The 23,821-nt window shown below is 71.5% G+C and carries 23 protein-coding genes, 1 tRNA gene and 1 pseudogene; 11 read left to right on the plus strand and 14 right to left on the minus strand.

Going from position 1 to position 23,821, the window contains the following annotated elements:
• Positions 1-27 precede the first annotated feature (27 nt).
• Positions 28-528: a GNAT family N-acetyltransferase gene (locus SM452_RS04020; RefSeq protein WP_355513856.1), complete on the minus strand. Its 501-nt coding sequence runs from the start codon at positions 526-528 to the stop codon at positions 28-30.
• A gap of 73 nt (positions 529-601) precedes the next feature.
• Here SM452_RS04020 and SM452_RS04025 point away from each other — a divergent pair, with 73 nt between their 5' ends.
• Together SM452_RS04025 and SM452_RS04030 are read left to right on the plus strand one after the other, a co-directional pair.
• Complete coding sequence (locus SM452_RS04025) at positions 602-1,048, plus strand: hypothetical protein (protein WP_463839309.1); 447 nt, start codon at positions 602-604, stop codon at positions 1,046-1,048.
• A 164-nt stretch (positions 1,049-1,212) separates the two neighbouring features.
• On the plus strand, positions 1,213-1,452 hold the full coding sequence (locus SM452_RS04030; protein ID WP_262013328.1) for a hypothetical protein: 240 nt from the start codon (positions 1,213-1,215) through the stop codon (positions 1,450-1,452).
• Here the strand turns inward: SM452_RS04030 and SM452_RS04035 are convergent.
• Positions 1,396-1,665: a DUF6959 family protein gene (locus tag SM452_RS04035; RefSeq protein ID WP_410054907.1), complete on the minus strand. Its 270-nt coding sequence runs from the start codon at positions 1,663-1,665 to the stop codon at positions 1,396-1,398. The two genes, SM452_RS04030 and SM452_RS04035, sit on opposite strands and share 57 nt — an antisense overlap.
• A gap of 63 nt (positions 1,666-1,728) precedes the next feature.
• A complete protein-coding gene (locus SM452_RS04040) occupies positions 1,729-2,028 on the minus strand; it encodes a hypothetical protein (protein WP_463839310.1) in 300 nt (99 codons plus the stop codon).
• Positions 2,029-2,433: 405 nt separating this feature from the next.
• Between SM452_RS04040 and uppS the strand changes: the two genes are divergently transcribed.
• Positions 2,434-3,216 carry a polyprenyl diphosphate synthase gene (gene uppS / locus SM452_RS04045; protein WP_435055925.1) on the plus strand — a complete coding sequence of 261 codons (783 nt, stop codon included), beginning with the start codon at positions 2,434-2,436 and terminating at the stop codon, positions 3,214-3,216.
• Positions 3,217-3,430: 214 nt separating this feature from the next.
• On the opposite strand, the gene SM452_RS04050 is transcribed toward uppS, so the two are convergent.
• Positions 3,431-3,742 (minus strand): hypothetical protein, encoded by a 312-nt coding sequence (locus tag SM452_RS04050; protein WP_463839311.1) that lies wholly within the window; start codon positions 3,740-3,742, stop codon positions 3,431-3,433.
• A 33-nt stretch (positions 3,743-3,775) separates the two neighbouring features.
• On the opposite strand from SM452_RS04050, the gene SM452_RS04055 reads away from it, so the two are divergent.
• On the plus strand, positions 3,776-5,071 hold the full coding sequence (locus tag SM452_RS04055) for an IS701 family transposase (RefSeq protein WP_463839312.1): 1,296 nt from the start codon (positions 3,776-3,778) through the stop codon (positions 5,069-5,071).
• Here the strand turns inward: SM452_RS04055 and SM452_RS04060 are convergent.
• Entirely contained in the window at positions 5,047-5,445 is a 399-nt protein-coding gene (locus tag SM452_RS04060; RefSeq protein ID WP_463839393.1) for a hypothetical protein, read from the minus strand. The two genes, SM452_RS04055 and SM452_RS04060, sit on opposite strands and share 25 nt — an antisense overlap.
• Here SM452_RS04060 and SM452_RS04065 point away from each other — a divergent pair.
• The 3 genes and pseudogenes from SM452_RS04065 to SM452_RS04075 form a co-directional block, all read left to right on the plus strand.
• Positions 5,338-6,780 (plus strand): annotated as a pseudogene (locus SM452_RS04065) (replication initiator); the annotation flags it as partial. The gene SM452_RS04060 and the pseudogene SM452_RS04065 overlap by 108 nt on opposite strands.
• A 61-nt stretch (positions 6,781-6,841) precedes the next feature.
• Positions 6,842-7,009, plus strand: coding sequence for a helix-turn-helix domain-containing protein (locus tag SM452_RS04070; RefSeq protein ID WP_262013347.1), 168 nt, complete (start codon positions 6,842-6,844; stop codon positions 7,007-7,009).
• Complete coding sequence (locus tag SM452_RS04075) at positions 7,009-8,247, plus strand: tyrosine-type recombinase/integrase (protein ID WP_278091069.1); 1,239 nt, start codon at positions 7,009-7,011, stop codon at positions 8,245-8,247. The genes SM452_RS04070 and SM452_RS04075 overlap by 1 nt, the downstream gene beginning before the upstream one ends.
• A 73-nt stretch (positions 8,248-8,320) precedes the next feature.
• Here the strand turns inward: SM452_RS04075 and SM452_RS04080 are convergent.
• Positions 8,321-8,397: transfer RNA gene (locus SM452_RS04080), tRNA-Thr, on the minus strand.
• A 365-nt stretch (positions 8,398-8,762) separates the two neighbouring features.
• On the opposite strand from SM452_RS04080, the gene SM452_RS04085 reads away from it, so the two are divergent.
• Positions 8,763-9,854, plus strand: a complete 1,092-nt coding sequence (locus tag SM452_RS04085; RefSeq protein ID WP_262013349.1) for an ABC transporter ATP-binding protein — start codon at positions 8,763-8,765, stop codon at positions 9,852-9,854.
• A 57-nt stretch (positions 9,855-9,911) separates the two neighbouring features.
• Here the strand turns inward: SM452_RS04085 and rlmB are convergent, their stop codons facing one another.
• Both rlmB and cysS read right to left on the minus strand, forming a co-directional pair.
• Positions 9,912-11,033 (minus strand): 23S rRNA (guanosine(2251)-2'-O)-methyltransferase RlmB, encoded by a 1,122-nt coding sequence (gene rlmB, locus SM452_RS04090; protein WP_463839313.1) that lies wholly within the window; start codon positions 11,031-11,033, stop codon positions 9,912-9,914.
• Complete coding sequence (gene cysS, locus SM452_RS04095) at positions 11,033-12,448, minus strand: cysteine--tRNA ligase (RefSeq protein WP_355513869.1); 1,416 nt, start codon at positions 12,446-12,448, stop codon at positions 11,033-11,035. Before cysS ends, rlmB begins: the two co-directional genes overlap by 1 nt.
• 63 nt (positions 12,449-12,511) lie before the next feature.
• On the opposite strand from cysS, the gene SM452_RS04100 reads away from it, so the two are divergent.
• Together SM452_RS04100 and SM452_RS04105 are read left to right on the plus strand one after the other, a co-directional pair.
• The gene (locus tag SM452_RS04100; protein WP_047891141.1) at positions 12,512-13,159 is read left to right on the plus strand and encodes an IclR family transcriptional regulator; all 648 of its coding nucleotides are present in this window, start codon (positions 12,512-12,514) and stop codon (positions 13,157-13,159) included.
• A 263-nt stretch (positions 13,160-13,422) separates the two neighbouring features.
• Complete coding sequence (locus SM452_RS04105; RefSeq protein WP_463839314.1) at positions 13,423-14,457, plus strand: hypothetical protein; 1,035 nt, start codon at positions 13,423-13,425, stop codon at positions 14,455-14,457.
• Between the two features lie 68 nt (positions 14,458-14,525).
• On the opposite strand, the gene SM452_RS04110 is transcribed toward SM452_RS04105, so the two are convergent.
• From SM452_RS04110 to SM452_RS04120, 3 genes are all read right to left on the minus strand, one after another.
• Positions 14,526-16,214 (minus strand): S8 family serine peptidase, encoded by a 1,689-nt coding sequence (locus SM452_RS04110; RefSeq protein WP_318335934.1) that lies wholly within the window; start codon positions 16,212-16,214, stop codon positions 14,526-14,528.
• 88 nt (positions 16,215-16,302) lie between these two features.
• Positions 16,303-17,001 carry an HAD family hydrolase gene (locus SM452_RS04115; RefSeq protein ID WP_463839315.1) on the minus strand — a complete coding sequence of 233 codons (699 nt, stop codon included), beginning with the start codon at positions 16,999-17,001 and terminating at the stop codon, positions 16,303-16,305.
• Positions 16,998-17,960 (minus strand): EamA family transporter, encoded by a 963-nt coding sequence (locus SM452_RS04120; RefSeq protein WP_355513309.1) that lies wholly within the window; start codon positions 17,958-17,960, stop codon positions 16,998-17,000. The genes SM452_RS04115 and SM452_RS04120 overlap by 4 nt, the downstream gene beginning before the upstream one ends.
• A gap of 72 nt (positions 17,961-18,032) precedes the next feature.
• Between SM452_RS04120 and SM452_RS04125 the strand changes: the two genes are divergently transcribed.
• Positions 18,033-18,581 (plus strand): CGNR zinc finger domain-containing protein, encoded by a 549-nt coding sequence (locus SM452_RS04125; RefSeq protein ID WP_262013356.1) that lies wholly within the window; start codon positions 18,033-18,035, stop codon positions 18,579-18,581.
• Here the strand turns inward: SM452_RS04125 and SM452_RS04130 are convergent.
• The 3 genes from SM452_RS04130 to SM452_RS04140 are packed head-to-tail and all read right to left on the minus strand — an operon-like array spanning position 18,545 to position 23,634.
• Positions 18,545-19,144 (minus strand): GNAT family N-acetyltransferase, encoded by a 600-nt coding sequence (locus SM452_RS04130; protein ID WP_463839316.1) that lies wholly within the window; start codon positions 19,142-19,144, stop codon positions 18,545-18,547. The genes SM452_RS04125 and SM452_RS04130 overlap by 37 nt on opposite strands.
• A gap of 54 nt (positions 19,145-19,198) precedes the next feature.
• The gene (locus tag SM452_RS04135) at positions 19,199-20,608 is read right to left on the minus strand and encodes a class II fumarate hydratase (protein WP_463839317.1); all 1,410 of its coding nucleotides are present in this window, start codon (positions 20,606-20,608) and stop codon (positions 19,199-19,201) included.
• Between the two features lie 44 nt (positions 20,609-20,652).
• Positions 20,653-23,634 carry an AfsR/SARP family transcriptional regulator gene (locus tag SM452_RS04140; protein WP_463839318.1) on the minus strand — a complete coding sequence of 994 codons (2,982 nt, stop codon included), beginning with the start codon at positions 23,632-23,634 and terminating at the stop codon, positions 20,653-20,655.
• Positions 23,635-23,821 lie beyond the last annotated feature (187 nt).

Below are 23,821 nucleotides of genomic sequence, written 5' to 3' on the forward strand. Positions count from 1 at the left end.
CTACTGCGCGGCCCGCGCCTCGCGTCCCTACGGCTCGTGCGCGAGGCTCTTGGCCATGATGTGCTCGCGGCGTACGCCGTCGGGCATCAGGCCGCCGACGTCGCCCGTGTCCCGGAAGCCGTTGCGCAGGTACAGGCCCCACGCGTTCGGGTTGCCCTCCGCCACCGCGAGCCGCAGCGTCCGCGCGCCTGCCAGCCGGGCCCACTGCTCGACCGCCCGGACGAGGTGGTCTCCCACGCCCCGGCCGCGCCCCGCCGGTGCCACGTACATCGAGATCAGCTCGACGACCCCGTCGTGCTCGGTCGGCATCCCGCTGGCCATCCCGACCGGTTGCCCGTCGAGCAGCACCACGACGTTGTACGAGCCGGGCACTGCAAGCCGCCCGCGCCAACGTTCCTCGCGGTCACCGTCGCCCTGCCAGTCCGCCAGCTGGGCACCGAAGGCGTACCCGGCCTCGGTGAGCGCGGCGAGCCGCAGCTCCCGCCACACCTTCCAGTCGTCCTCGCCGAGGACGCGCGTCTCAAGCATGCGGAGAGGGTGACGCAGGCGTCCCGGGCGGACAATCGATATCCGCCGACTGCGACGACCAGGGAGCCCGACCATGAGACTGCCGCCCGGGGCCACCGGCTTCCACGCACCCGGCGCACGAGCGGACGTCAGGGCCTTCACCGCCGTCTGTCACCACGCCGCCCGCGCCCTCGGTGCCACCGTCACCGGCGTGACCCCCGCCGGCGTCACACCCAGCTTCCACACCGTCGACATCGCCGCTGCCCGGCACCACGTCGCGGTGCTGCGGCACGTCACCGTGCCGTTCATCGCCTTCGCCCGCCCACGAGGCGGCGACGACGCCACCGTCACGTTCGTCGACCACCCCGGCCTCGCCGCTGTCCTCGACACCCTGACCGACGCCCAGGTCCTCCCCGCCGATGAGCTCCAGACCCCGCTGTCACAGGCCGACCTGACCGCTCTCGACCGCGTCGAACTCGACCAGATCCGCTACTGGACACCGGCCACCGTCGGCGAGCTGATGTTCAACTTCTGGGACTGACCATTCGTGGCCCGACCCGCCCGCCGGAGAGAGCCTCCGCAAGGGCAGCACGTCGCGCTGGTCCTCGTCCGGGTCGCCGGAATGGCTGCTCGTCAGACGCCAGGGGCCTCTCTAGCCTGAACCCGGCAGGCTCGGCCTGACAGCACCCAGCGGGGGAGAAGATCATGGAACGCGTGACGGGCATCGGCGGCGTCTTCTTCCGCGCCCACAACCCGGACCGGATCAACCGCTGGTACGCCACCCATCTCGGGGTCGACCTGGCACCGGAGTCCTACGACGTGTCTTCCTGGTGGCAGAAGCCCGGCCCGACCGTCCTGGCGGCCATGCCGGCGTCGGCGACCGCCCCGTCAGTACGGCCGCCGGATGCCTCGCTTCGCGAGCGCCGCCTCGTAGAAACGAAGTAACTCCCCCGCCCCTCGGACCGCATCGTCCAGGTCGTCGAGAGCCTCGCCGTTCCCGGGATCCTCGCGGAGCATGCGAGCCGCTCCGGCGAGCTGCGTCCAGAGGGCGGCAAACGTATCGCCCTGCACGTGAAGGCCGGGAAAAGCCCGACCTGGCACCTGCACGACTGCCCAGTTGGCACCACGGGACAGGACCTGCGCTTGCTCCTGGCTCATCCGAGCAGATTCCCACTACCGCTCGACGAGCGTCCAGCCCGAACTGTCACCCACGGCGCCGGCTCAGGCGACGAACCAACCCGACGGCTCCCAGGCGTCGCCATCAGCGGGAACCGCGGCTGCGAACGCCTCGGACCGCTGGGCCTCTGCACGCAACCGAGCCGCCTGCTCTGCGGTGACCGCATACAGGACGAGCCGTCGAGGCTGGCCCGGAACCCAGTCCGGCCCGGCCGAGAACCAGAACAACCGACCCCCGTGACGGGCCAGGCCGTCCAGCGGTCCGTCGTACCAGTCCAGCACCTCGACGATCTCGACTCCGACGACCTCGGGCAGAGCATGCGAGCCGCCATCCTCGTGACCCATCCCCGCACGTTAGCCGCTTCATCGAGCCACTGCGATCCCGCTGTCAGGCGGCCACGAACGTCCGATCGTGACGGCGGCGTACATCCGGCGACGGGCGACTGGGCGGCCGTGCGTCTCGTGGCGACGGCGGCCCCGGAACACCTTGTGAAAATGGAGCCCCCGGCCGGGATCGAACCGGCGACATCTCGCTTACAAGAACCGTGCGCTTCGTCTGCCTGCGTCCGCATCCGTCGCCCGCCTCGGCCGACCGTCCACGCGACGCCGGGCGTGGTCGTCTTTGTTCCGGCTCGTAGCTGTCACCGTTGCTGTCGACAGCCCGCCCGGGCAAAGGTCACAATTCCCCGTCCGCCTGACGTTTGAGCAGCCGGGCCAACGCCAGCGCCGATGAGGTGATTTCATTCGATCATGATGCAGCCCATACGCCGTGGCGCCTACCGGTTCTACGCCCGCCGCCTCCGCGCCCAACTGGCTGGGAAGTCGCTGCCACGGCACGTGGCAATGGTGATGGACGGGAACCGCCGGTGGGCCAGGCAGGTGGGCTTCGATGACCCCGGGGTGGGCCACCGGTACGGCGCGGAACACGTCCACGAGGTACTGGGCTGGTGTGCCGACATGGGCATCCATCACGTCACTCTGTTCATCGCCTCCGTCGACAACATGCGTAAACGGGCATCCGAAGAGGTGGAGAACCTGATGCGGATGATCGAGGAGGTCGTCGCGGAGCCGCTCCTCCGCCCGGCCAATCCCTGGCAGCTTCACCTGGCCGGCCGCGCGGACGTCCTACCCGACTCGACACGCCACGCCCTGAAACTCGCGGAAGACGCCACCCGCGAACGCGGTGCCGAGTTCCATCTCACAGTCGCCATCGGCTACGACGGCCGCGAGGAAATCGTCAGTGCAGTTCGTTCCCTGTTGGAACAGGAGGCACGAGCGGGCGCCACGCTCGACGACGTCGCACAGCGACTAACCGCCGAGGCTCTCGCGGCGCACCTGTACACCGGCGGCCAACCCGACCCTGATCTGGTCATCCGCACGAGCGGAGAACGCCGCATGTCCGGGTTTCTGCTCTGGCAGGCCGCCTACTCCGAACTGTACTTCTGCGACGTGTACTGGCCCGGCTTCCGGAAGATCGACTTCCTGCGCGCCCTGCGCTCCTACTCGGCCCGCAGTCGACGATTCGGAGCGTGACAACCACATCCCCCTGCTCCCGGTTCCGTGGCACAACCGCAAAGACCGGCGACCGTCAGACGTTGAAGCGGAACTCAGAGCCGCTTTCCGTCAACCAGCGGGAACACACTCCTGCGCCTGCTCACGGGGCTTCCCTGTCTGCCATGGCTGCTCGCTGGTTGACGACGTTTGACGGTGTCTTGTGCCCCCAGAGTGCCCCACACTCCAGGAGCGACTATCGTTCGCGGTTCGCGTCCACCCGGTCAATCGTCACAAGGCCCTCCCGGGTTCGAAGTGTCACCTGGAAGGTCCAGCCCAGGTCGCTCAGAAGCGTGATGGTCCAAGCACCGCTCTCGCGATCCTCACTTTCCCCGACGACGTCAAGCCGATCGACATCGATCGCGCCGACGGACAACATCGCCGCATATCGGCGTGCGACGCTCCACCTCGCTCGGGAGATCGCCTCCTCACGGCTTAGTACTCCAACGTCACTTGGCTTCGGCGTTGGGCGTGGCGCGGGCGTGAAGACGGCCACCGCGTTGATCATCGATGGTTTGTGAGGACAACCGAAGATCGTGCGGTGGCCGCGTGCCACAGCGTAGACCTTGATCGGTGGCGGGTCATCCTGGACGAGGCGGTGACGCGTGTCGCTGCCCGGTTCGTGCGGGCGGAGCCTCGTCGGACCGCCGGGCAGTTCGTGGAAGGGCTGCTGTCGGATGTGGAACGCAAGACCTGCTGGTCGTTGGCGGAACGCGCCGGTCACGCTGATCCGCAGGCGATGCAGCGGCTGCTGCGCACGGCGGTGTGGGACGCCGATGACGTCCGCGATGACGTGCGTTCCTGGCTGGTCGAGCAGCTCGGGCACCCCGACGCGGTGCTGGCCACCGACGAGACCGGGTTCCTGAAGAAGGGCGTGTGCTCAGTTGGGGTGCAGCGGCAGTACACCGGCACCGCTGGTCGGATCGAGAACAGTCAGGTCGGGGTGTTCCTGGCCTACGTCTCGCCCCTGGGGCGGGCGCTGATCGATCGCCGGATCTACCTGCCCGAGGCGACGTGGTGCGAGCGGCCCGAGCGTCTCGCCGCCGCCGGCGTTCCAGACGAGGTCGAGTTCGCGACGAAGCCTGCGCTGGCCCGGCAGATGATCGCTGCCGCGTTGGACGCCGGTGTCCCTGCGGGGTGGGTGACCGGCGACGAGGTCTACGGCGCCGACCCCGGCCTGCGCGGCGACCTCGAGCAGCGTCAGATCGGCTACGTCCTGGCCGTCGGCTGCGACCGACGCGTGCACATTAACGACGGCCGCACCCTCATCCGCGTCGACGACCTCGCCGAGCGGCTCCCCACCCGCGCGTGGCAGCAGCACAGCTGCGGACCCGGGGCGAAAGGTCCCCGCGACTACCTGTGGGCGTGGATCACCACCGCCACCAACCGGGGTGAGCATCGGTGGCTGCTGATCCGCCGCAACCGGAGCACCGGTGAGCTGGCCTTCTACCTGTGCTGGTCACCCCGACCGGTCCCGCTGCACACCCTCGTCCGTGTCGCCGGCTCCCGCTGGAGCATCGAAGAGCTGTTCCAGGCCAGCAAAGGCCAGGTCGGCCTGGACCACTACCAAGTCCGCGGCTGGACCGGCTGGCACCGCTTCATCACCCTGGCCATACTCGCTCTCGCCGTCCTGACCATCCTCGCCGCCACCGCGCAGCAACCCAACGCCGACTCGGGGATCATCGCGTTGACCGTCGCCGAGATCCGCCGACTCCTCAACGCCCTCGTCCTCGCCGTGGCGCTCCCACCAGAGCACATCCTGCACTGGTCGATCTGGCGACGAACATCCCAATCCCGAGCCCGCCGAGCCCACTACCAGCGCAGACAGGCCAAGTGACGTTGGAGTATTAGCGGCCTCACTTCGGCGGTTGTGCGCGCCTGACGTCGCTGGCGAAGTTGGGCAAAGAGGTTCCCCACCTGGTGCCCGATTGCAGCTTGGGTGACCGCGCCGCTGACGTAGAGAGCCACTGCCATGATCTCTCCGCTGTCGCCGCCCCAGCTGGTGCGCCCGCTCTCGACGCTGATCCGGTAAGACTGGCCAGACTGGTCGACGAGCGATTCCACCTTGTCGCGCAGATCAAGCGTCTCGGCGCGCGGCATCGTGAACTCCTGCGGGCGGGCCTGGTCGGCGGCAAAGGCGTCCCCGAATCGGTCGCGCAGCATCCGGCGGTGTTCGCCACGTTCACCGCGCCGTCGTTCGGCACCGTCCACGCCCGGATCGTGAAGCGGCACACCTGCCGCAACCGACGCCGCTGCGACTGCCGCGCCGAACCCTGCCACGCCCGCCGCGACACCGGACTCTGCCCCCACGGCCGACCCGCCGTCTGCTGGGCCCGCCACGAGACCGGTGACGCGGTGCTCGGGCATCCGTTGTGCCTGGACTGCTACGACCACGACCACCAGGTCGTCTGGAACATCTTCTCCGGCGAACTCTGGCACCGCACGAAACAAGCCGCCGAGCGCTGGCTGGCGAAACTCGCCCGACGCCGCGGCGTCCCTCGGGTCGAGGTGGTTACCGCCTCCGGCAAGCCCCGGAAAGTCGCTCCGGTGCGGCTGTCGCCCGGGAAGGTCGCCGAACTGCAAGCGCGGGGAGCGGTGCACTTCCACGCCATCGCCCGCCTCGACGGCGTCGACCCCACCGACCCGCAAGCGATCGTGCCCCCACCGCCTGGGTTCACCGTCGACGACCTCGTCGACGCGCTGCGCCACGCCGCCCGGCAGATCGCCTTCCACACCCCGCCCCACCCCGACCGGCCCGACGGATGGCCGATCGCCTGGGGCGAGCAGGTCGACCTGGAACCGATCGCTACCGACGGCTCGGGGGAGGTCACCGATGGGATGGTCGCGGGCTACCTTGCCAAGTACGCCACCAAAAGCACCGAGGCCACCGGGCACACCTCCACCCGCCTGACCGCCGACACGATCGGGGACTACGCCGACCCCGACGGCGACCACACCGCCCGCCTCATCGACGCCTGCTGGCGCATCGGCCGACCCACCGGCACACCCACCCCGCTGGCCGAGCGGTCCCGCCAGCCCCGGCCCCGGCCCGGCTTCGTCCAGCGCTGGGAATGCCCCGACTGCGGCACCCACACCCGCTACGCCGCCTGCCCCGTCTGCGTCGCCCGCCGTCAAGCCGCCCTTGACACCGAACCGACAGAATCGACGACGGCCAACCCTTACGCCCGGCTGCGCCGATGGGCGCACATGCTCGGCTACGGCGGCCACTTCCTCACCAAAGCCCGCCGCTACTCCGTCACCTTCCGGCTCCTACGCGACACCCGCGTTGCGTTCCGGCGCCACGAGCACCAGGACCACGAACACCCGGCCACCAGCGGCCCACCCACCGACCTGGTCGACGAGGACACGACGCTCATCGTCGGCACCCTCACCTTCGCCGGAGTCGGCTGGCACACCTCGGGTGACGCACTGCTCGCCAACACCGCCGCCGCCCTCGCCCGCGAACGACGAACCATCGGCCGCGAAGAACTCGCCCACGAACTCAGCGCCATCACCCCGGCCGACATGCCGCCGGTTGCCGCGTGACCACCACCCGACACACGAGGAAGGCCACCCGTTGGACATCCCGACCCCGATCACTCCTCGCGTGCTGCGCGTCGAGGAAGCCGCCCGAGCGCTCGGCATCGGCCGGTCGCTCGTCTACGACCTCATCCGCTCCGGACGGCTGCGCTCCTTCAAGGTCGGCAGCCGCCGCCTCATCCCCGCCACCGCCATCGACGAAGTCATCACCACACTCACCGAGGAAGCCGCCTGATGCCCAGACAACCCACGCCCCGCCAACCCGCCCGCCGCAACCCCAACGGCGAAGGCTCCATCTACCAACGCGCCAGCGACGGCCGCTGGGTCGGACAGGCATACGTCCTCACCACCGACGGCACCCGCAAACGCAAGTTCGTCTACGGCGCCACCTGGGAGGAAGCCCACGCCAAACTCGTCGAACTCAAGTCGAGATCCCAACGCGGCATACCCGTGCCCGACCGAGCCTGGAAACTCGCCGACTACCTGCCCTACTGGCTCGCCGCCTACGTCACCGACCTCAAACCCACCACCGCACGCGGCTACGAAAGCGCCGTCCGGCTACACCTGATCCCGGCACTCGGCACCAAGCGCCTCGACGGCCTCCAGGTCCAACACGTCAAGGCGTTCATGGACGACTTCCGCCGCAAGTGCCTCTGCTGCACGAACGGCCTGGACAAGATCCGCCCGGCTGATCGGCGTTGCTGCTCGGTCGGCAACTGCTGCCAGCGTTATCCCAGCGCTCGGCAGATCCAGTTCGTTCACGCCGTGCTGCGCAATGCGCTCCAACATGCCATGCGGGAGGAGCTGGTGTCGCGCAACGTCGCCAAGCTCGTCCGGGTCCCCTCACCCCGGTACAAGGTGGGTAAGGGCCTGTCGGTCGACCAGGTACGCAAGATCCTTGCCGCCTCGTCGGGCCACCGGCTTCACGCGCTCTACGTCGTGGCGGCCACCATGGGCCTACGACGCGGTGAGCTTGTCGGTTTGCGGTGGTCGGACGTCGATCTGGACCAAGGCACCCTGAGGGTTCAGCAGACTGTCCAGCGAGTCGCCGGGACGCTTCACGTCCTGGACGCCAAGACCGAGGATTCCGAGGCGGTGTTGCCGCTGCCCGAGGTCACCTGGCTGAGCCTGATGGAGCACCAGGAGCGCCAGCAGGCAGAGCGGGCCGGTCTCGCCGAGGTCTGGGAGGATCACGACCTGGTCTTCCCCTCCGAGCGCGGCACTCCGATGGAGCCCACCAACCTCAGCCGATCATTTGCCCGGCTGCGCGAGACCGCCGGCCTGCCCGGTGTCCGGCTGCACGACCTCCGGCACACGGTGGTGTCGCTGCTGATGGAGCTGGGCGTCCCTCCGCACGTCGTGCAGGCCATCGCCCGGCACGCCGACGTCAAGGTCACGCTGAAGGTCTACGCCCACGCCAACCTCGACGCGATGCGTCAGGCGCTCGGCAAGCTCGACGGGCGGCTGTCGTGACCGTCGTTGCTGTCAGCGTTGCTGTCATCCGGCCGGATCGCAGCGGCTGCCGCCGCGAAACACCTGATGGAATTGGAGCCCCCGGCCGGGATCGAACCGGCGACATCTCGCTTACAAGGCGAGTGCTCTGGCCAGCTGAGCTACAGGGGCGCGTGCGTCGCGCTCAGCATAGCGACTTGCCCCCGGAAATCCCGCCTCGCAGGGCTCCCGAGCACGGAAAACGTCGGTATCCCGACCGGTGCGGCCGATGGATCATCGCTCGGTCGCGCTCCCAGGCGGGAGATTGATGCCTCGCCGTGCCCGACTGACCGTTATGCGTATGCCGTCCATCCCACCCGGAGCGCTACGTCTTGGCACGATCGCGAAAGCCGTTTACGGTGCAGTGACACGGACGACACTCCGGTCGGCCTCGGCTGCCCTGAGCGACGACCCCGTTGGCCGGTGCCTTGGGCGCCGGTCGCTCCTTCACTCGGATCGTCCGGCACGTTCCTGCCGGTGAAAGGAAGCGCTCCATCATGGCTACGGTCACCTACTCGAAGGCGTCCCGGATCTATCCGGGCACCGAGCGCCCCGCCGTCAACCAGCTCGACCTCCAGATCGGTGACGGGGAGTTCCTCGTCCTGGTCGGCCCGTCCGGCTGCGGCAAGTCCACCAGCCTCCGGATGCTCGCCGGCCTGGAGGACGTCGACGACGGCGCGATCTACATCGACGACCGGGACGTCACCCACCTCCCGCCGAAGGCCCGCGACATCGCGATGGTCTTCCAGAACTACGCCCTCTACCCGCACATGACGGTGTACGAGAACATGGCGTTCGCGCTCAAGCTGCGCAAGACCTCGAAGTCGGAGATCGACCGGCGGGTCAAGGAGGCGGCCGGGCTGCTCCAGCTGGAGGAGTTCCTCAGCCGCAAGCCGAAGGCGCTCTCCGGTGGTCAGCGCCAGCGTGTCGCCATGGGCCGCGCGATCGTCCGCGAGCCGCAGGTCTTCCTCATGGACGAGCCGCTGTCGAACCTCGACGCCAAGCTGCGCGTGCAGACCCGTACCCAGATCGCCTCGCTGCAGGCGAAGCTGGGCGTCACCACGGTCTACGTCACCCACGACCAGGTCGAGGCCATGACCATGGGTCACCGGGTGGCGGTCATGCTCGACGGCGTGCTCCAGCAGGTGGACACCCCGCGGGCGCTCTACGACACCCCGGCCAACGTCTTCGTCGCCGGCTTCATGGGCTCCCCCGCCATGAACATCAAGACGGTGAAGCTGACCGAGCAGGGCGGCGCGTTCGCCGAGATGATCGTGCCGCTGACCCGCGAGCAGGTCCAGGCGGCCAGCGCCGAGGGCGGCGACGGCAAGGTCACCGTCGGCTTCCGGCCGGAGGACTGCGACCTGGTCAGCCCGTCCGAGGGCGGCATGCCGGTCGTGGTCGAGCTGGTCGAGGACCTCGGCTCCGACGCCAACGTCTACGGCCACGCCGCGCTGGAGGGCCACAACGAGCGGTTCGTGGTCCGCACCGACCGGCGCAGCATGCCGAACATGGGCGACACCGTGTTCGTCAAGCCGCGTACCGGCCGCAGCCACGTCTTCCACTCCGCCACCGGCGAGCGGATCTGACGTACGCGAGAAAGGGGCGGCCCGCCACGGCGGACCGCCCCTTCTTCGTACTCTCGATCAGACCTCGACGGACCGGCGGCGGGCGACCTCGGCGAGCGTGACCGCGGCGGCGACGCTGGCGTTGAGCGACTCCACGTCGGAGACCATCGGGATGCTGACGGTCAGGTCGCAGGTCTCGCCGACCAGGCGGGACAGCCCGCGCCCCTCCGAGCCGACCACCACGACGAGCGGACCGACGGCGGCTTCCAGGTCGTACAGGTCGGTCTGTCCGTCGGCGTCCAGGCCGACCACCACGAAGCCGGCCTCCTTGCAGGCCTTGAGCGACCGGGTCAGGTTGGTGACCTGGGCGACGGGCACGCGCGCGGCCGCGCCGGCGCTGGTCCGCCAGGCGGTCGCGGTGATCCCGGCGGCACGCCTTTCGGGTACGAAGACACCCTGCGCGCCGAACGCGGCAGCCGACCGGATGACCGCGCCGAGGTTGCGCGGGTCGGTGACGCCGTCGAGCGCGACGAGCAGCGGGGCGGCCTGTTCCATCGCGGCGGCGACCAGGTCGTCGAAGGGCTCGTAGGCGAACGGCGGCACCTGGAGGCCGACGCCCTGGTGCAGCACCCCGCCGGTCATCCGGTCCAGCTCGGCGCGGCTGACCTCGAGGATCGCGATGCCCCGGTCGGCGGCGGTGCGGACGATCTCCTTGACCCGGTCGTCGATGTCGATGCCATGCGCGGTGTAGAGCGCGGTCGCGGGCACCTGGGTACGCAGCGACTCCAGCACCGGGTTGCGCCCGACCAGCAGCTCCGGGCTGTCCTTCGCCGGGTTGGCCTTGCGGCCCGGCGCGACCCGGGGACCGCCCCGGCCGCCGGCCGGCTTGCCGCCCCGGCCCTTGGTCGTGGGGGTGCCTCGGCCACCGCCCTTGCCCCAGGTGGTGTCCTTGGTGCCGGGCTGACCGATCTTGGGCGCGCGCCCCTCCTCGGCGGCGGCGCGGCGCTCCTTGTCCTGCTTCCAGGCGGTGCGCTGGGGCAGCTTCTCCGTGCCCGAGTACGCCTTGTGCCAGGGCCGCTCGTCGGCGGGCAGCGTGCGGCCCCGCCCGGCGAGGGAGTCCTTGTTCTTGCCACCGGTGCCCTTGGGGGCGCCCGCCTTCGGCGTCAGTCGCCGGCCACGGCGCTGCGAGTTGCCGGCCATCAGTCCTGCTCTCCAATAGTCCAACGCGGGCCCTGGGGGGTGTCCTCGACGACCACGCCGGCCTGCTTGAGCTGGTCGCGTACGGCGTCGGCGGCGGCCCAGTCCTTGCGGCCACGGGCCTGCGCGCGCTGCTCCAGGGCCAGCGCGATCAGGGAGTCCACCACGCCGCGCAGGTCGTCCGTGCGGCCGCCGCCGGTCCAGGCCGGGTCCAGGGGGTCGACGCCGAGGATATCCAGCATCGCCCGGGTGGCGGCGAGCGTCGTGCGGACGGTCACATCGTCACCGGCGGTCAGCGCGGTGTTGCCGTCACGGACCACCTCGTGCAGCGCCGCCAGCGCCGCCGACGTGTTGAGGTCGTCGTCCATCGCGGCCACGAAACCGGCCGGCAGGTCGCCGGGCCGGCCCGGACCGACCCGCTCGGCCGCCCGCTGCACGAAGCCCTCGATCCGCCGGTACGCCACGGCGGCCTCGCGGAGCGCGTCCTCGGAGTAGTCGATGCGGGACCGGTAGTGCGCGGCGACGTAGTAGTAGCGCAGCTCCACCGGGCGCACCCCGAGCGAGGCCACGTAGTCGAGGTCGAGCGTGTTGCCGAGCGACTTGCCCATCTTCGTGCCGCCGATGCCGAGCAGGCCGTGGTGCACCCAGTAGCGGGCGAACGGCAGGTCGGCGGCCTGCGACTGGGCGATCTCGTTCTCGTGGTGCGGGAACGTCAGGTCGAGCCCGCCGCCGTGGATGTCGAACTCAGGGCCCAGGTAGCGCCAGCACATGGCCGAGCACTCGATGTGCCAGCCGGGGCGTCCGCGGCCCCACGGCGACGGCCAGTAGGCGTCGGCCGGTTCGCCCGGCTTGGCGCCCTTCCAGAGCGCGAAGTCACGCGGGTCCCGCTTGCCCCGGTCGGGGGCGTCGCCGGCGGGCTGCATGTCCGCCGGGGACTGGCCGGACAGCGAGCCGTACGCGGGCCAGGAGGCCACGTCGAAGTAGACGTCGCCGGAGCCGTCGGTGGCCGGGTAGGCGTGGCCGGTCTCGATCAGCCGGGCGATCAGCTCGTGCATCTCCGGGATGTGCCCGGTGGCCCGCGGCTCGTACGTCGGCGGGAGCACGTTCAGCGCCCGGTAGGAGGTGGTGAGGATCTGCTCGTTCGCGTACGCGATCGACCAGAACGGCCGGTCCTGCTCCATCGCCTTGGCCAGGACCTTGTCGTCGATGTCGGTCAGGTTGCGGATGAACGTGACCTCGAAGCCCTTGCTGAGCAGCCAGCGGCGCAGCACGTCGTAGTTGACGCCGGAGCGAAGGTGACCGATGTGCGGCGGGGCCTGGAGCGTGAGACCACACAGGTAGACCCCCACCTTGCCGGCTTCCCGCGGGACGAAGTCCCGCACCGATCGGGTGGCGGTGTCATACAGGCGTAGCGTCACCTCACAAGGGTAGCCGTCCGCACATTTCCGGGTTGGCCGGAGCCGGGTCGTACGCTGCGTGCTGTGGACACGGCGGCGCGCACGGGAGAGACGGCACAGACCCTGGACCGGGGCCTGCGGCTGCTGCACCTGGTCGCGGACGCGCCGGGCGGGCTCACAGTCACCGAGGCGGCGCACCGGCTGGGCATCGGCCGGGCGGCCGTCTACCGGCTGGTCGGCGCGCTGACCGGCCACGGGATGCTGCGGCGCGACGGCGAGGGCCGCCTGCGCATCGGCGTGGGTGTGCTGCACCTGGCCCGCCGCGCCCAGCCGCTGCTGGCCGAGGGCGCCCTGCCGGCGCTGCGCCGGCTCGCCGAGGGCACCGGGGCGACCGCGCACCTGACCGTGGTCGAGGGCGGCGAGGGGGTGGCGCTCGCGGTGGTCGAGCCGAGCTGGACGTCCTTCCACGTGGCGTACCGGACCGGCACCCGGCACCCGCTGGAGCGGGGGGCCGCCGGCCGGGCGGTGCTGGCCGGGCGGGCCGGTGATCCGGGGCCGGTGAGCACCAGCGGCGAGCTCCAGTCGGGCGCGTACGGGGTGGCCGCGCCGGTGCTCGGTGTGCCGGGCCTGGAGGGCAGCGTCGGGGTGGTGTCACTGACCCCGCTCGACGTGGCGGACGTCGGCGCCCAGGTCACCGCCGCCGCCGAGGCGGTGGCCGCCGCGCTCTCCTGACCCGCGTGCCCTCGCCGGTCCTCGCGGGTCCTCACGCCGCGGGTCCTCACGCCGCGGGTCCTCACGCCAGATCGGCGAAGTGGCTGCATCAAACGGCCCGGATACCGCCACCTCCCCGAGATGGGGGGGATCATGCACGGGCCGAAGGGCTATAGCACGCGGACAAGGTGGTGCGGGGGTTGTCCACAGGGCGCGTAGGGCGGCCCGGCTGCGACTGTCCACAGGGGTTCCGATCTCGACCCGTGCGCCGCCACGCTCGTCACATGCCACCTCATCCTCATCGACCACCGGAGTTGGCCTGGCAGGTCTTCCGGGGCTCGGAAGCGATCCGGCGCGGGCTGCTGTCCCGGCATCATCTGCGCGGCGCGTCCTGGATCCGGCTCCGGCAGGACGTCTACGCCGACGCGCGACTCGACCGCGACCACGCGCTGGCCTGCCGCGCGGCGCTGCTGCGCCTGCCACCCGGCGCGGCGATCGCCGGTCCGTCGGCTGCCTACCTGCACGGGGTCGAGCACGCCGCGGGCTTCACCGACGACGTGCACGTCCTGCTGCCGACCACGGTCCGGGCCGACTCCCAGCCGGGTGTCCGGGTGCACCACGCCCCTATGTCGAGCACACGCAGTGGTCTCCTGGTCCCCGTCGGCGCCGCCGCACCCGCCGGCACGAGCCCACCCGCCGGCACGAGGTCACCCGCCGGCACGAGGTCACCCGTCGCGGCACACCTGGCGGCGGACCGCTCGTCTCCCGGCGCGGTGATGATCCTGGCCGGGCCTCCGCCCCGCACCGAGCCGGCCGCCTGTGCCTGGGAGACAGCGGTCTGGGCCGATCCGGTGGAGGCGGTCGGCATCATCGACGGGCTGCTGCGTACCGGTTCGGTGAACCGGTCGGCGCTGGCGAGCGAGGCGGCCCGGAACGCCTGTCGCCCCGGTGGGCGGCGGGCGGTCTGGGTGTTCGGCCTGACCGACGGGCTGGCCCAGTCCCCGCCCGAGTCCCACCTGCGGGTCCGTCTCGTCCTCGCCGGCCTGCCTCGCGCGGTGGCCCAGTATCCGGTGCGGGTGTCGACCGGGCTGATCCTGTACCCCGACCTGGCCTGGCCGGAGTTCCGGGTCGCTGTCGAGTACGACGGTCAGTGGCACTCCGACGCGGACCGGATGCACCTAGACCGGCGGCGGCTCAACCAGCTCGTCGCGGCCGGCTGGCTGGTGCTGCACGTGACCGGCCGCCGTCTGCGCAAGGAGTTCCCCGCACTGGTGCGGGAGATCCGCGCCGCACTGGTGGCCCGGGGGTGGCGGCCGTGACACCCGCCGGAACGCCGAGGTGGCGGCGTCCGGGACCACCGGACACCGCCACCTCGGGGAAACGGTCGTTACGGTCGAACGTTGGGCTTGACCGGGGTCTTCACCGCGGCGTAGGCGTCGACGATGCCGTAGCCGTAGAAGCCGTTGAAGTTCAGCGAGCCCGCGCAGTACGCGTCGAACTCGGCGTCCCGGCCCTCGTTGGTGTAGCTCTGCAGCCGCGGCTCCGGGCAGGCGTGCTCCGCCGCCGTCCGGTAGAGGTGCTGCTCGACCAGGTTGGGCGCCATGCCGTAGCCGTTGCGGCCCTCCTTCTTGCCGTGCTTGCTGACGATCAGCGCCGCCACGCCCGAGACGTGCGGGGACGCCATCGAGGTGCCCTGCAGGTAGGTGTAGTAGCCACACTCACCCTTGGCGGTGCACTGCTTGAACACCGAGTTCTCGAAGCCGGCGACGATGTCGCCGTTCTCGTCGACCGACCCCTCCTCCTGGAGCACCTTCTTCGGGTACGTGGAGAGGATCATGTTGGCGTCGGTGCGGTACGTGTCGGTGCCGAAGCCGTCGCGGAACCAGCCGCCCGGCGCCGCCACCGAGATCTGCTCGGTGCCGTAGTTCGAGTAGTCGGACTTCTTGCCGGACGGGCCGACCGCCGACACGCCGATCACGTGCGGGCCCTCGACCGGCAGGTCCCAGCAGGTCGCGTTGTCGATCGGGCGCGGGTACGGGTCCGCGCCGTAGTCCGGGCTGCTCACGTCGGTGCGCGGCGCGCCCAGGTCCTCGTGGTTGTTGCCGAGCGAGCCGACGAGCGTGACGCCCTTGCGGTGCGCGAAGTTCAGCGCCCGCTTCATGGCCTCGATGACGGTGCGCTGCTCGGCCTGCGCCTCCGGCGAGTCGGCCGGGTTGGCGGTGCAGTTGTAGAGCCACGGGTCGACGTAGAAGGACATGTTCACCACGTCCAGCCCGGACCGGCCCGCGTGCACCAGGGCGTTCACCACCGGGTTGAGGAAGAAGTAGCCGCTGTCCTGGCCACCCTTCAGCTCGACCAGGGAGACGTTCGGGGCCACGCCGGACAGGCCGAAGCCGTTGGCGGCGGCGCCGATGGTGCCTGCGACGTGCGTGCCGTGCCCGCCGTCGTCGGTGCCGACCGGGTCGAGGCAGCTCGCCACCTCGCACGGGCCGTCGACCTCGGGGATGTCCGGGGCGAAGTTGCGCGACAGCGCCCAGTTGAAGTTCGGCGCCAGATCGGGCTGGCTGGCGTCGACGCCGGTGTCCAGGATGCCGACGGTGACGCGGCGGTCGCCCGGCTCGATCTTGCGGGCCTTGTCGGCCCGGATCATGTCCAGACCCCAGAGCTTGTCGTCGAGCGGGTCCATCTTCTTGCCGTTGCCCTTGGCGGCCTTGCCCTTGGTCGCCGCGGCGGCCAGCAGGTGCTCCTGCTCGACCCGGTCCAGCTTCGGCTTGCGGCCGATCGCCTTCTCCTCGGCCGCGCCGACCAGCGCGCCGGCCGCGGTGGCCCGGCTGGCGAAGTCCGCCCGGTCGCTTCTGACCTGGAACAGGCCGACGTCGTCGGTGCGGGCGACGACCTTGCCACCGGCGGCGGTGATCGCGGCGACCGCGGCGTCGCTGGAGACGCCGCTCTCGGCCAGCACGGTGAAGGTCCGGAACTCCGACGGCGCGGCGTTCGCCGGGATGCTCAGGCCGGTCACCGTGAGTGCCAGCGAGGCCGCAGCCGCGACCGCGCCGACGGTGAAGCGCTTGCTCACCACATCAGATCCTCTCGTTGAGGGACGTGGTGTCATCCCACATCACGGGAGCGGGTTCCGCCAGATCGACGTCCGTTATCGGCGGCAACTAGGCATTCGCGCTCATCAAGGTGGCGAGCACCGTGGACAGTCCGGCGAGCGTGGCCACCTCGGCGTCCGGTTCGAGGCCGCGCGGGCGGGGCAGCCCGGCCCGGTTGAGCCAGACCGCGCGCAGCCCGGCCCGCTGGGCGGCGGCCACGTCGTGCTCCGGCGAGTCGCCCACGTGGACGATGCGCGCGGCGGGCAGCCCGGACGCGGCCACCACCGCCGCGAAGAACTCCGGCGCCGGTTTCTTGGGCAGGCCGCCCTCGTGCGCGTACAGCTCGAAGGCGAACTGCCCGGCGAGGCCGCAGCGTTCGGCGCGGCTGTTGCCGTTCGTGGCGAAGCCCAGCACGTGGTGCGGGCGCAGCGCCGCCAGCGCGGGCAGCACGTCCGGGAAGGGGCGGCTCAGCGCGTACCGGCGGGCGAAGAACAACGCCGCGAACTCGTCCAGGTCCGCCTCCAGCCCCGCCCGGGCCAGCGACCGAGTCAGCGCGGCTCGCCGGATCTCCTGCACCGGGGCGGCGCCGAGCGCGCCGAAGGCCGCACCCCAGTCCCCCTCCAGGTCCGCGAGCACCACACCGGCCGCCGCCGGGGTCCGCCGCCGCATCTCGTCGAGTACGGCGACGAGCGCGCCGGTGACCGCCGGGCGCAGGTCGACGAGTGTCTCGTCGGCGTCGAAGACGACGGCGCCGCGTAGCCCGCTCATCGGTCGCCGGTCAGCACCGGCTCGGCCGGCGCCGTCTCCGGCGCCGATGGTGTGCCGCGCAGTTCGTCGGCCCGGACCAGCGCGACGCCGCCGAGGATGAGCACGCCGCCGGCCAGCTGGATCAGGCTGGGCAGTTCGTCGAGCACCAGCCAGGCGATCAGCACCGCGAACATCACCTCGGTGAGCCCGACGAAGGAGGACAGCCGCGCACCGAGCAGCCGGGTGCCGGCGACCCCGGCGAGGTACGCGACCACCGCGGCGATGAGCGACAGCCCGGCGATCGGCACCAGCCAGCTCACCTGGTGCCCGCCGAAGGTGACGTCGGAGGTGCCGGCCGCCAGCGGCAGCGCTCCGATGCCACCGAGCAGGAGCAGCGCCAGCGCGCCGACGGCCATGCCGCCGCTGGCCATCACGACCGAGGGCAGGCCCGCGTCGATCCGGCCGGCGATGACGAAGTATCCGGCGAGTCCCACGCCCGCGCCGAGGCCCCAGAGCACGCCCACCGGGTCGAGTCGTCCGGCGCCGGTGAGGTCGAGGACGAGCACCAGCCCGCACAGGGCGATGATCGAACCGGCCACAGTGAGCAGCCGGGGGCGCTGCCCGTGGACCAGCCACATCCATCCGACCACGAGCACGATGCCGAGGTATTCCAGCAGCAGCGCCACGCCGACCGGGAGGTAGCGGACCGCGTTGAAGAAGCACGCCTGCGCCGTGGCCACGCCGAGCAGCCCGAACAGCACGACGGTGCCCGCGTTGCGGCGCAGCACCGCCCACCTGCCGCGCAGTGCCAGCACAGCGGGGACGGCGAGCACCAGCGCGGCGATGCCGACCCGGGCGATCACCACGGCGACCGCCGACCACTCACCGGTGATCATCGGGCGGGCGAAGGTGCCCGAGGTGGCGAACGTGATCGCGGACAGCAGTGCCAGGCCGAGCCCGACGCTTGACCGTTCCCGCATCGGCATCTCCCGGTCATGAGTGAAGGAAGGTTATGCTGATGACGCTAGGCGTAGCCTCCGACAGGAGTCAAGTTGCTTTTCGCTCATGACACCGAATGCGCGCTGGTCGGCGCCGCCGCGCTGGTGAACACCGTCTGCGAGGGGCGGGAAGGGCTACCCGACGTGACCGCCCTGGACACCTTCTTCACCGCCTACGGGTGGAGCGGCCGGTACGAGCACACCGACGCCGAACTGCGCCAGGTCCGCGCGCTGCGGCCCCGGCTGCGCCGCATCTGGTACGCCGACATCGACGAGGTGGTGGCGATCGTCAACGCGCTGCTGCGCGAGTCGCACGCCCTGCCGCAACTCGTCCGGCACGACGACGAGCCGTACCACGTGCACGCCGTGCCACAGGACGCACCGCTGGCGACCCGGATGGCGGTCGAAGCCGCAATGGCGATGGCCGACCTGGTCCGGATGGGCGAACTGAGCCGGCTGCGGCACTGCGACCACCCCGACTGCGACAACGTGCTGGTCGACCTGTCCCGGAACCGGTCCCGCCGGTTCTGCGACGCCGGTTGCGGCAACCGGGCCGCGGTGAGCGCCTACCGAGCCCGCAGGGCCGCCGCGTCCCACTCCTGACGCGTCGCGGGCCAGGCGTCGCGGCGCAGCTCGTACTCCACCTCGCCGTGCTCCGTACCCGGGATCGGGTCGTCGAAGGCCAGGTGGAAGGTGCGGACGTAGCGCAACCCGGCGCGGGCCATGACCGCGCGGGAGCGGTCGTTGACGGCCATCGTCTGGGCCCACACCCGGCGGACGCCGACCGTGTCGAACGCGTGCCGCACCAGCGCCCGCGCGCCCTCGGTGGCCAGCCCGTGTCCCCACGTCGCGCGGCGCAGCCGGTAGCCCAGCTCCGCCTCGGCGCCGTCGTCGGACGGGTCGAGCGAGTGCCAGCCGAGGAACTCTCCGGTGAACCGGTCGAGCGTCGCCCAGCGGCCGAGCCCGGGATGCCTGTCGTACTGCGCGAGCACCCGGGGCAGCACCTCGTCCCGGAACGTCCCGGCCGGGGTCGGCACGCCGCCCGTCAGGAAGCGCATGACCTCCGGGTCGGCGTCCAGCGCCACCAGCCGGTCCACATCGTCCGTCGTGAACCGGCGCAGCGTCAGCCGCGCGGTCTCCAGCAACACGCCACCGTCGTCACGCACCGTCGGATCATGCCGCGCCCCCTGTGACGGGTCGAGGCAATTACCGGCGCCGGCTCAGGGGTGGGTCATCCGGAGCAGGTCCAGCGCCTCGTCCAGCTGGGTCTCGGTGAGCTTGCCCGAGTCGACGTGCCCCCGGGCGATCACCACCTCGCGGATGGACACCTGCTTGGCCAGCGCCTCCTTGGCGATCGAGGCGGCCTCGTCGTACCCGAGGTGGCGGTTGAGCGGGGTGACGATCGACGGCGAGCCCTCCGCGTACGCCAGGCAGACCTCGGCGTCCGCGACCAGGCCGGCCACCAGCCGCTCGGCGAACAGCCGGCTGGACGCGGCGATCAGCTTGATCGACTCCAGCAGGTTGCGGCCCATCACCGGGAGCATCACGTTCAGCTCGAAGTCGCCCTGCGACCCGGCGAAAGCCACCGCCGCGTCGTTGCCGACCACCTGGGCGCAGACCTGCCGCATCGCCTCGGCCACCACCGGGTTCACCTTGCCCGGCATGATCGACGACCCCGGCTGGAGGTCGGGGATGCGCAGCTCACGCAGCCCGGCACGCGGGCCGGAGCCCATCCAGCGCACGTCGTTGGCGATCTTGTAAAGACCGACCGCGATGGTACGGAGCTGGCCGGACGTCTCCACCAGCGCGTCCCGGGCGCCCTGCGCCTCGAAGTGGTTGCGCGCCTCGGTCAGCGGCAGACCGGTCGACTCCCGCAGCTTGCCGATCACCCGGTCCGCGAAGCCCAGCGGCGTATTGATGCCGGTGCCGACGGCGGTGCCGCCCAGCGGCAGCTCGGCCAGCCGGGGCAGCGCCGACTCCAGCCGCTCGACGCCGTAGCGGACCTGCGCCGCGTACCCGCCGAACTCCTGTCCGAGCGTGACCGGCGTGGCGTCCATCAGGTGGGTACGCCCGGCCTTGACCACCGTCTCGAACTCGGCCGCCTTCTCCTCCAGCGCGCCCGCGAGCTGCTTCAGCGAGGGGATCAGATCCTCCACCACGAACTGGGTGGCGGCCAGGTGGATCGAGGTGGGGAAGACGTCGTTGCTGGACTGCGACGCGTTGACGTGGTCGTTCGGGTGCACGTCGCGGCCCAGCTCGCGGCTCGCCAGAGTGGCGATCACCTCGTTGGTGTTCATGTTGGACGAGGTGCCGGAACCGGTCTGGAACACGTCCACCGGGAACTGGTCGTCGTAGCCGCCCTCTGCGACGTGCGCGGCGGCGGTGGCGATCGCCTGCGCCACGTCCGCGTCGATCACCCCCAGCTCACCGTTGACCAGGGCCGCCGCACCCTTGATCTGCGCCAGGGCCTTGATCTGGGCCGGTTCCAGCCCGCGCCCCGAGATCGGGAAGTTCTGCACCGCGCGCTGGGTCTGCGCCCGCCACAGCGCCTCGGCGGGCACCTCCACCTCGCCCATCGAGTCGCGTTCGATCCGGTAGCCGGTCGCCTCTGGAGTCGTCACGCATTCCATCCTGCCGCGCCGCCGGGCGGTGTGCAGGGAAAGTGGCGCGGCCCTCAGCCCAGCTCGGCCAGCAGCTTCTCCGTGTCCCGCTGGTCCGGCGACCCGACCTGACGGAACAGTGCCAGCGCCCGCGCGGCGTACCGGCGAGCCTGATCGCCGTCGGTGTGCGGCAGGCAGCGGGCCATGCCGTCGAGCGCACGGGCCTGTTCGTAGCGGGCACCGAGCCGGGTGGCGTCGCCGAGCACCCGGCGGTGCAGGTCCAACGCGCTGGCGACGTCTCCCTGATCCAGGATCGCCCGGGCCAGCATGTTCCGGGACGCGCACTGTCCGACCAGGTCCCCGGCGTCGGTCATGGCCACGAGCGCCTCCCAGTGCAACGCGCCGGCCGCTTCCGGCCGGCCCTCCTCGCGTTCCATCATGCCCAGCTCGTTGAGCAGCTCGCCCTCGCCGTAGCGGTTTCCCACCCGGCGTTTGAGCCCCAGGCCGGCGTGCAGCAGGCGACGCGCGGGCCGGTGCTCCCCACGCCGGTGCCGCACCATCCCGAGATGGCCGATCGCGTTGCCGAGCTGCCGCAGGTCGCCGACCTGCCGGGCCAGGGCCGCCTGGTACCGGCACATCCGCAGGGCCTCGTCGTAACGGCCGCGCGAGATCAGGGCGAACGCCACGTTGTTGAGCGCGTTCGCCAGCGTCAACGGGTCACCGGTCCGGCGGGCGAGGGCCAGGGCCGATTCGAACATCTCGGACGCCTGCCCGGCCCGCCCGTCGAGCGCGTACGCCGTGCCGAGGTTGCCGAGCACCTTCCGCAGCTTGTCCGACCGGCCGAGCCTCCGGTAGAGGCCCGCCACCGCCTCCAGCCGCCCGATCGCCTCGGCGAACCGCGCCCGGCGGTAGTCCGCCGAGGCGAGATAGTTGAGCATCGTCGCCACGGCCTCCTCGTCGCCCAGACGCTCGGCGGCCCGCAGACCGATCTGATGTGTCTCGATCAGGTCGTCGAGGTGACCGCCGTAGAAGTTGCTGACCCAGCCGACCCGGGCCAGCAGCCAGCTCTGCCTGAGGAAACCCTCGTTCTCCGCCAGCCGGACGAGCGCCGTCAGAGTCGAGCGGTTCTCGTCCAGCCACGGCCGGCCGAGAGCCGCCGTGGCCGCCACCAGGTCGGGCAGCACCGGCGCCGGCAGGTCGAACAGGGACTGCTCGGACCCGGTCTCCAGCGACCGGCCGATGGACGCGGTGACCTGAAGGTGGAAGTCGACGAGGCGGCCCAACGCTGCCCGCCGCTCACTGGCGGTCTCGCGTCCCGCGCCGAGGGTGCGCGCGTACTCCCGGATCAGGTCGTGCAGCCGGTAGCGGCCCGGATCCACCTCCTCCACGAGGTGCGCGTCGACCAGCTCGTCGAGCGCGTCCTGGGCCTCCGGCAGCGGCAAATCGGCGAGCGCGGCCGGCACCCGGTTGTCGATGCGGTGGCCCGGGTGCAGCCCGAGCAGCCGGAAGACCCGCTGCGCGCCCGGCGACACCTGCTCGTACGACAGCGCGAAGGCGCGGGCCACCGAGCGCTCCCCGGCCACCAGCTCGGCCAGCGGATCGGACGCGCCGGCCAGCCGCTGCGCCAGGTCGGCCACCCGCCAACGCGGCCGGTGCGCCAGCCGGGCCCCGGCCAGCCGCAGGGCCAGCGGAAGGTGCCCGCAGCGGCGGGCCACCTCCGCCGCCGCCTCGGGCTCGGCGGCCACCCGCTCCGCGCCGGCCACCCGGGCCAGCAGCTCGACCGCCTCGTCGGTGTCGAGCACCGGAAGAGAGGACGGGCGGCCCGAGTCCAGGCCGACCAGACGACGTCTGCTGGTGATCAGCACCAGGCAGTCCGGGCCGTTCGGCAGCAACGGCGCCACCTGGCCGGCCTCGGCGGCGTTGTCGAGCACCACCACGGCCCGCCGGCCGGCCAGCTCCGAACGCCACATCGCCAGCCGGTCCGCCAAATCGGCCGGCACCCGCTCGGCCGGCACGCCGAGCTGCCGGAGCAGGGTGGCCACGGCCGCGGTCGTGGCCACCGGGCTGCGTTCGCTGTGCCCGTGCAGGTCGATGAAGAGTTGCGCGTCGGGAAACCGATCGGCGACCGCGCCGGCCACCTGGACGGCGAGCGTCGTCTTGCCACTGCCCGCCATGCCGTCGATGAGATGGACGCGGATTGCCTCCTCCTCGATCTCCTTCACCAGCCGGGCCACGGTCTGCCGCCGTCCGGTGAAGTCGCCGATCGCCCGTGGCAGCGCCCGCACCGGGGCGCCGGTCCGGCTCTCCGGCCCGCCCAGCGCCAGGTCACCGGCGAGCAGCCGCTGGTGCAGTTCCTGCAACCCCGCGCCGGGCTCGATGCCCAGTTCCTCGGCGTAGATCCGCCGGCCCTCCCGATAGACGGCAAGCGCGTCCGCGTGGCGGCCGACCGTCGAGAGGGCCAGCATGAGCTGTCCCCGAAGCCGTTCCCGCAGCGGGTTGCGGTCGACCGCCTCGGTCAGCTCGTCGACCAGCTCCGCCGCCCGGCGTAGCCGCAGCTCGACGTCGACGCACTCCTCCAGCACGGCGAGCCGCTGCTCGTCGAGCGCCTGGGCTCGCCGCCGCACACTCTGGGCGGGTATGCCCGCCAGCGCCGGGCCGCGCCAGAGATCCAGGGCGGCCCGGAAGCGGTGCCGCGCGTCGGCCAGCCGGCCGGTGGCGGCCTCGGCTCGGGCCGCCTCGACGGTACGGGCGAACGTCTCCGCGTCGAGGTCGTCCGGCCCCACCCGCAAGCCGTAGCCGGCCGGGTCGGTGACGATCGTGTCGGCCGGCAGCCCGAGCGCCGCGAACCGCTGCCGCAGTCGCGACACACAGATCTGGAGCTGGGTCCGCGCGGTGGCCGGAGGGCGTTCCTCCCAGACGGCGTCGACCAGGTCCTCCACCGGCACCACACGGCCCGGGCGCAGCAACAGCATGGCGAGCACGGTCCGGTCCCGGCCCGCGGTAACTGTGGCTTCGCCACCGCCAAGCCGTAAGGGTCCCAAGATCCCGAACCGCACCCGCGCCCCCGCCCGCCGCATGCAACTTCCAGCAGCGTAGCCCTACGGTCACCGAACGCCTCGTCGAGGCGATAGCGATCCGATAGCGACGGCACCCAGACTCGTCGCGGGTTGTCGGTGACGACATCCGACGGGGGCGGTGCGCCTGTCGGCCGCTCGGTCGGCAGGCGCACCGATGTCGATGCAC

Source organism: Micromonospora sp. SYSU B005, assembly GCF_055362685.1.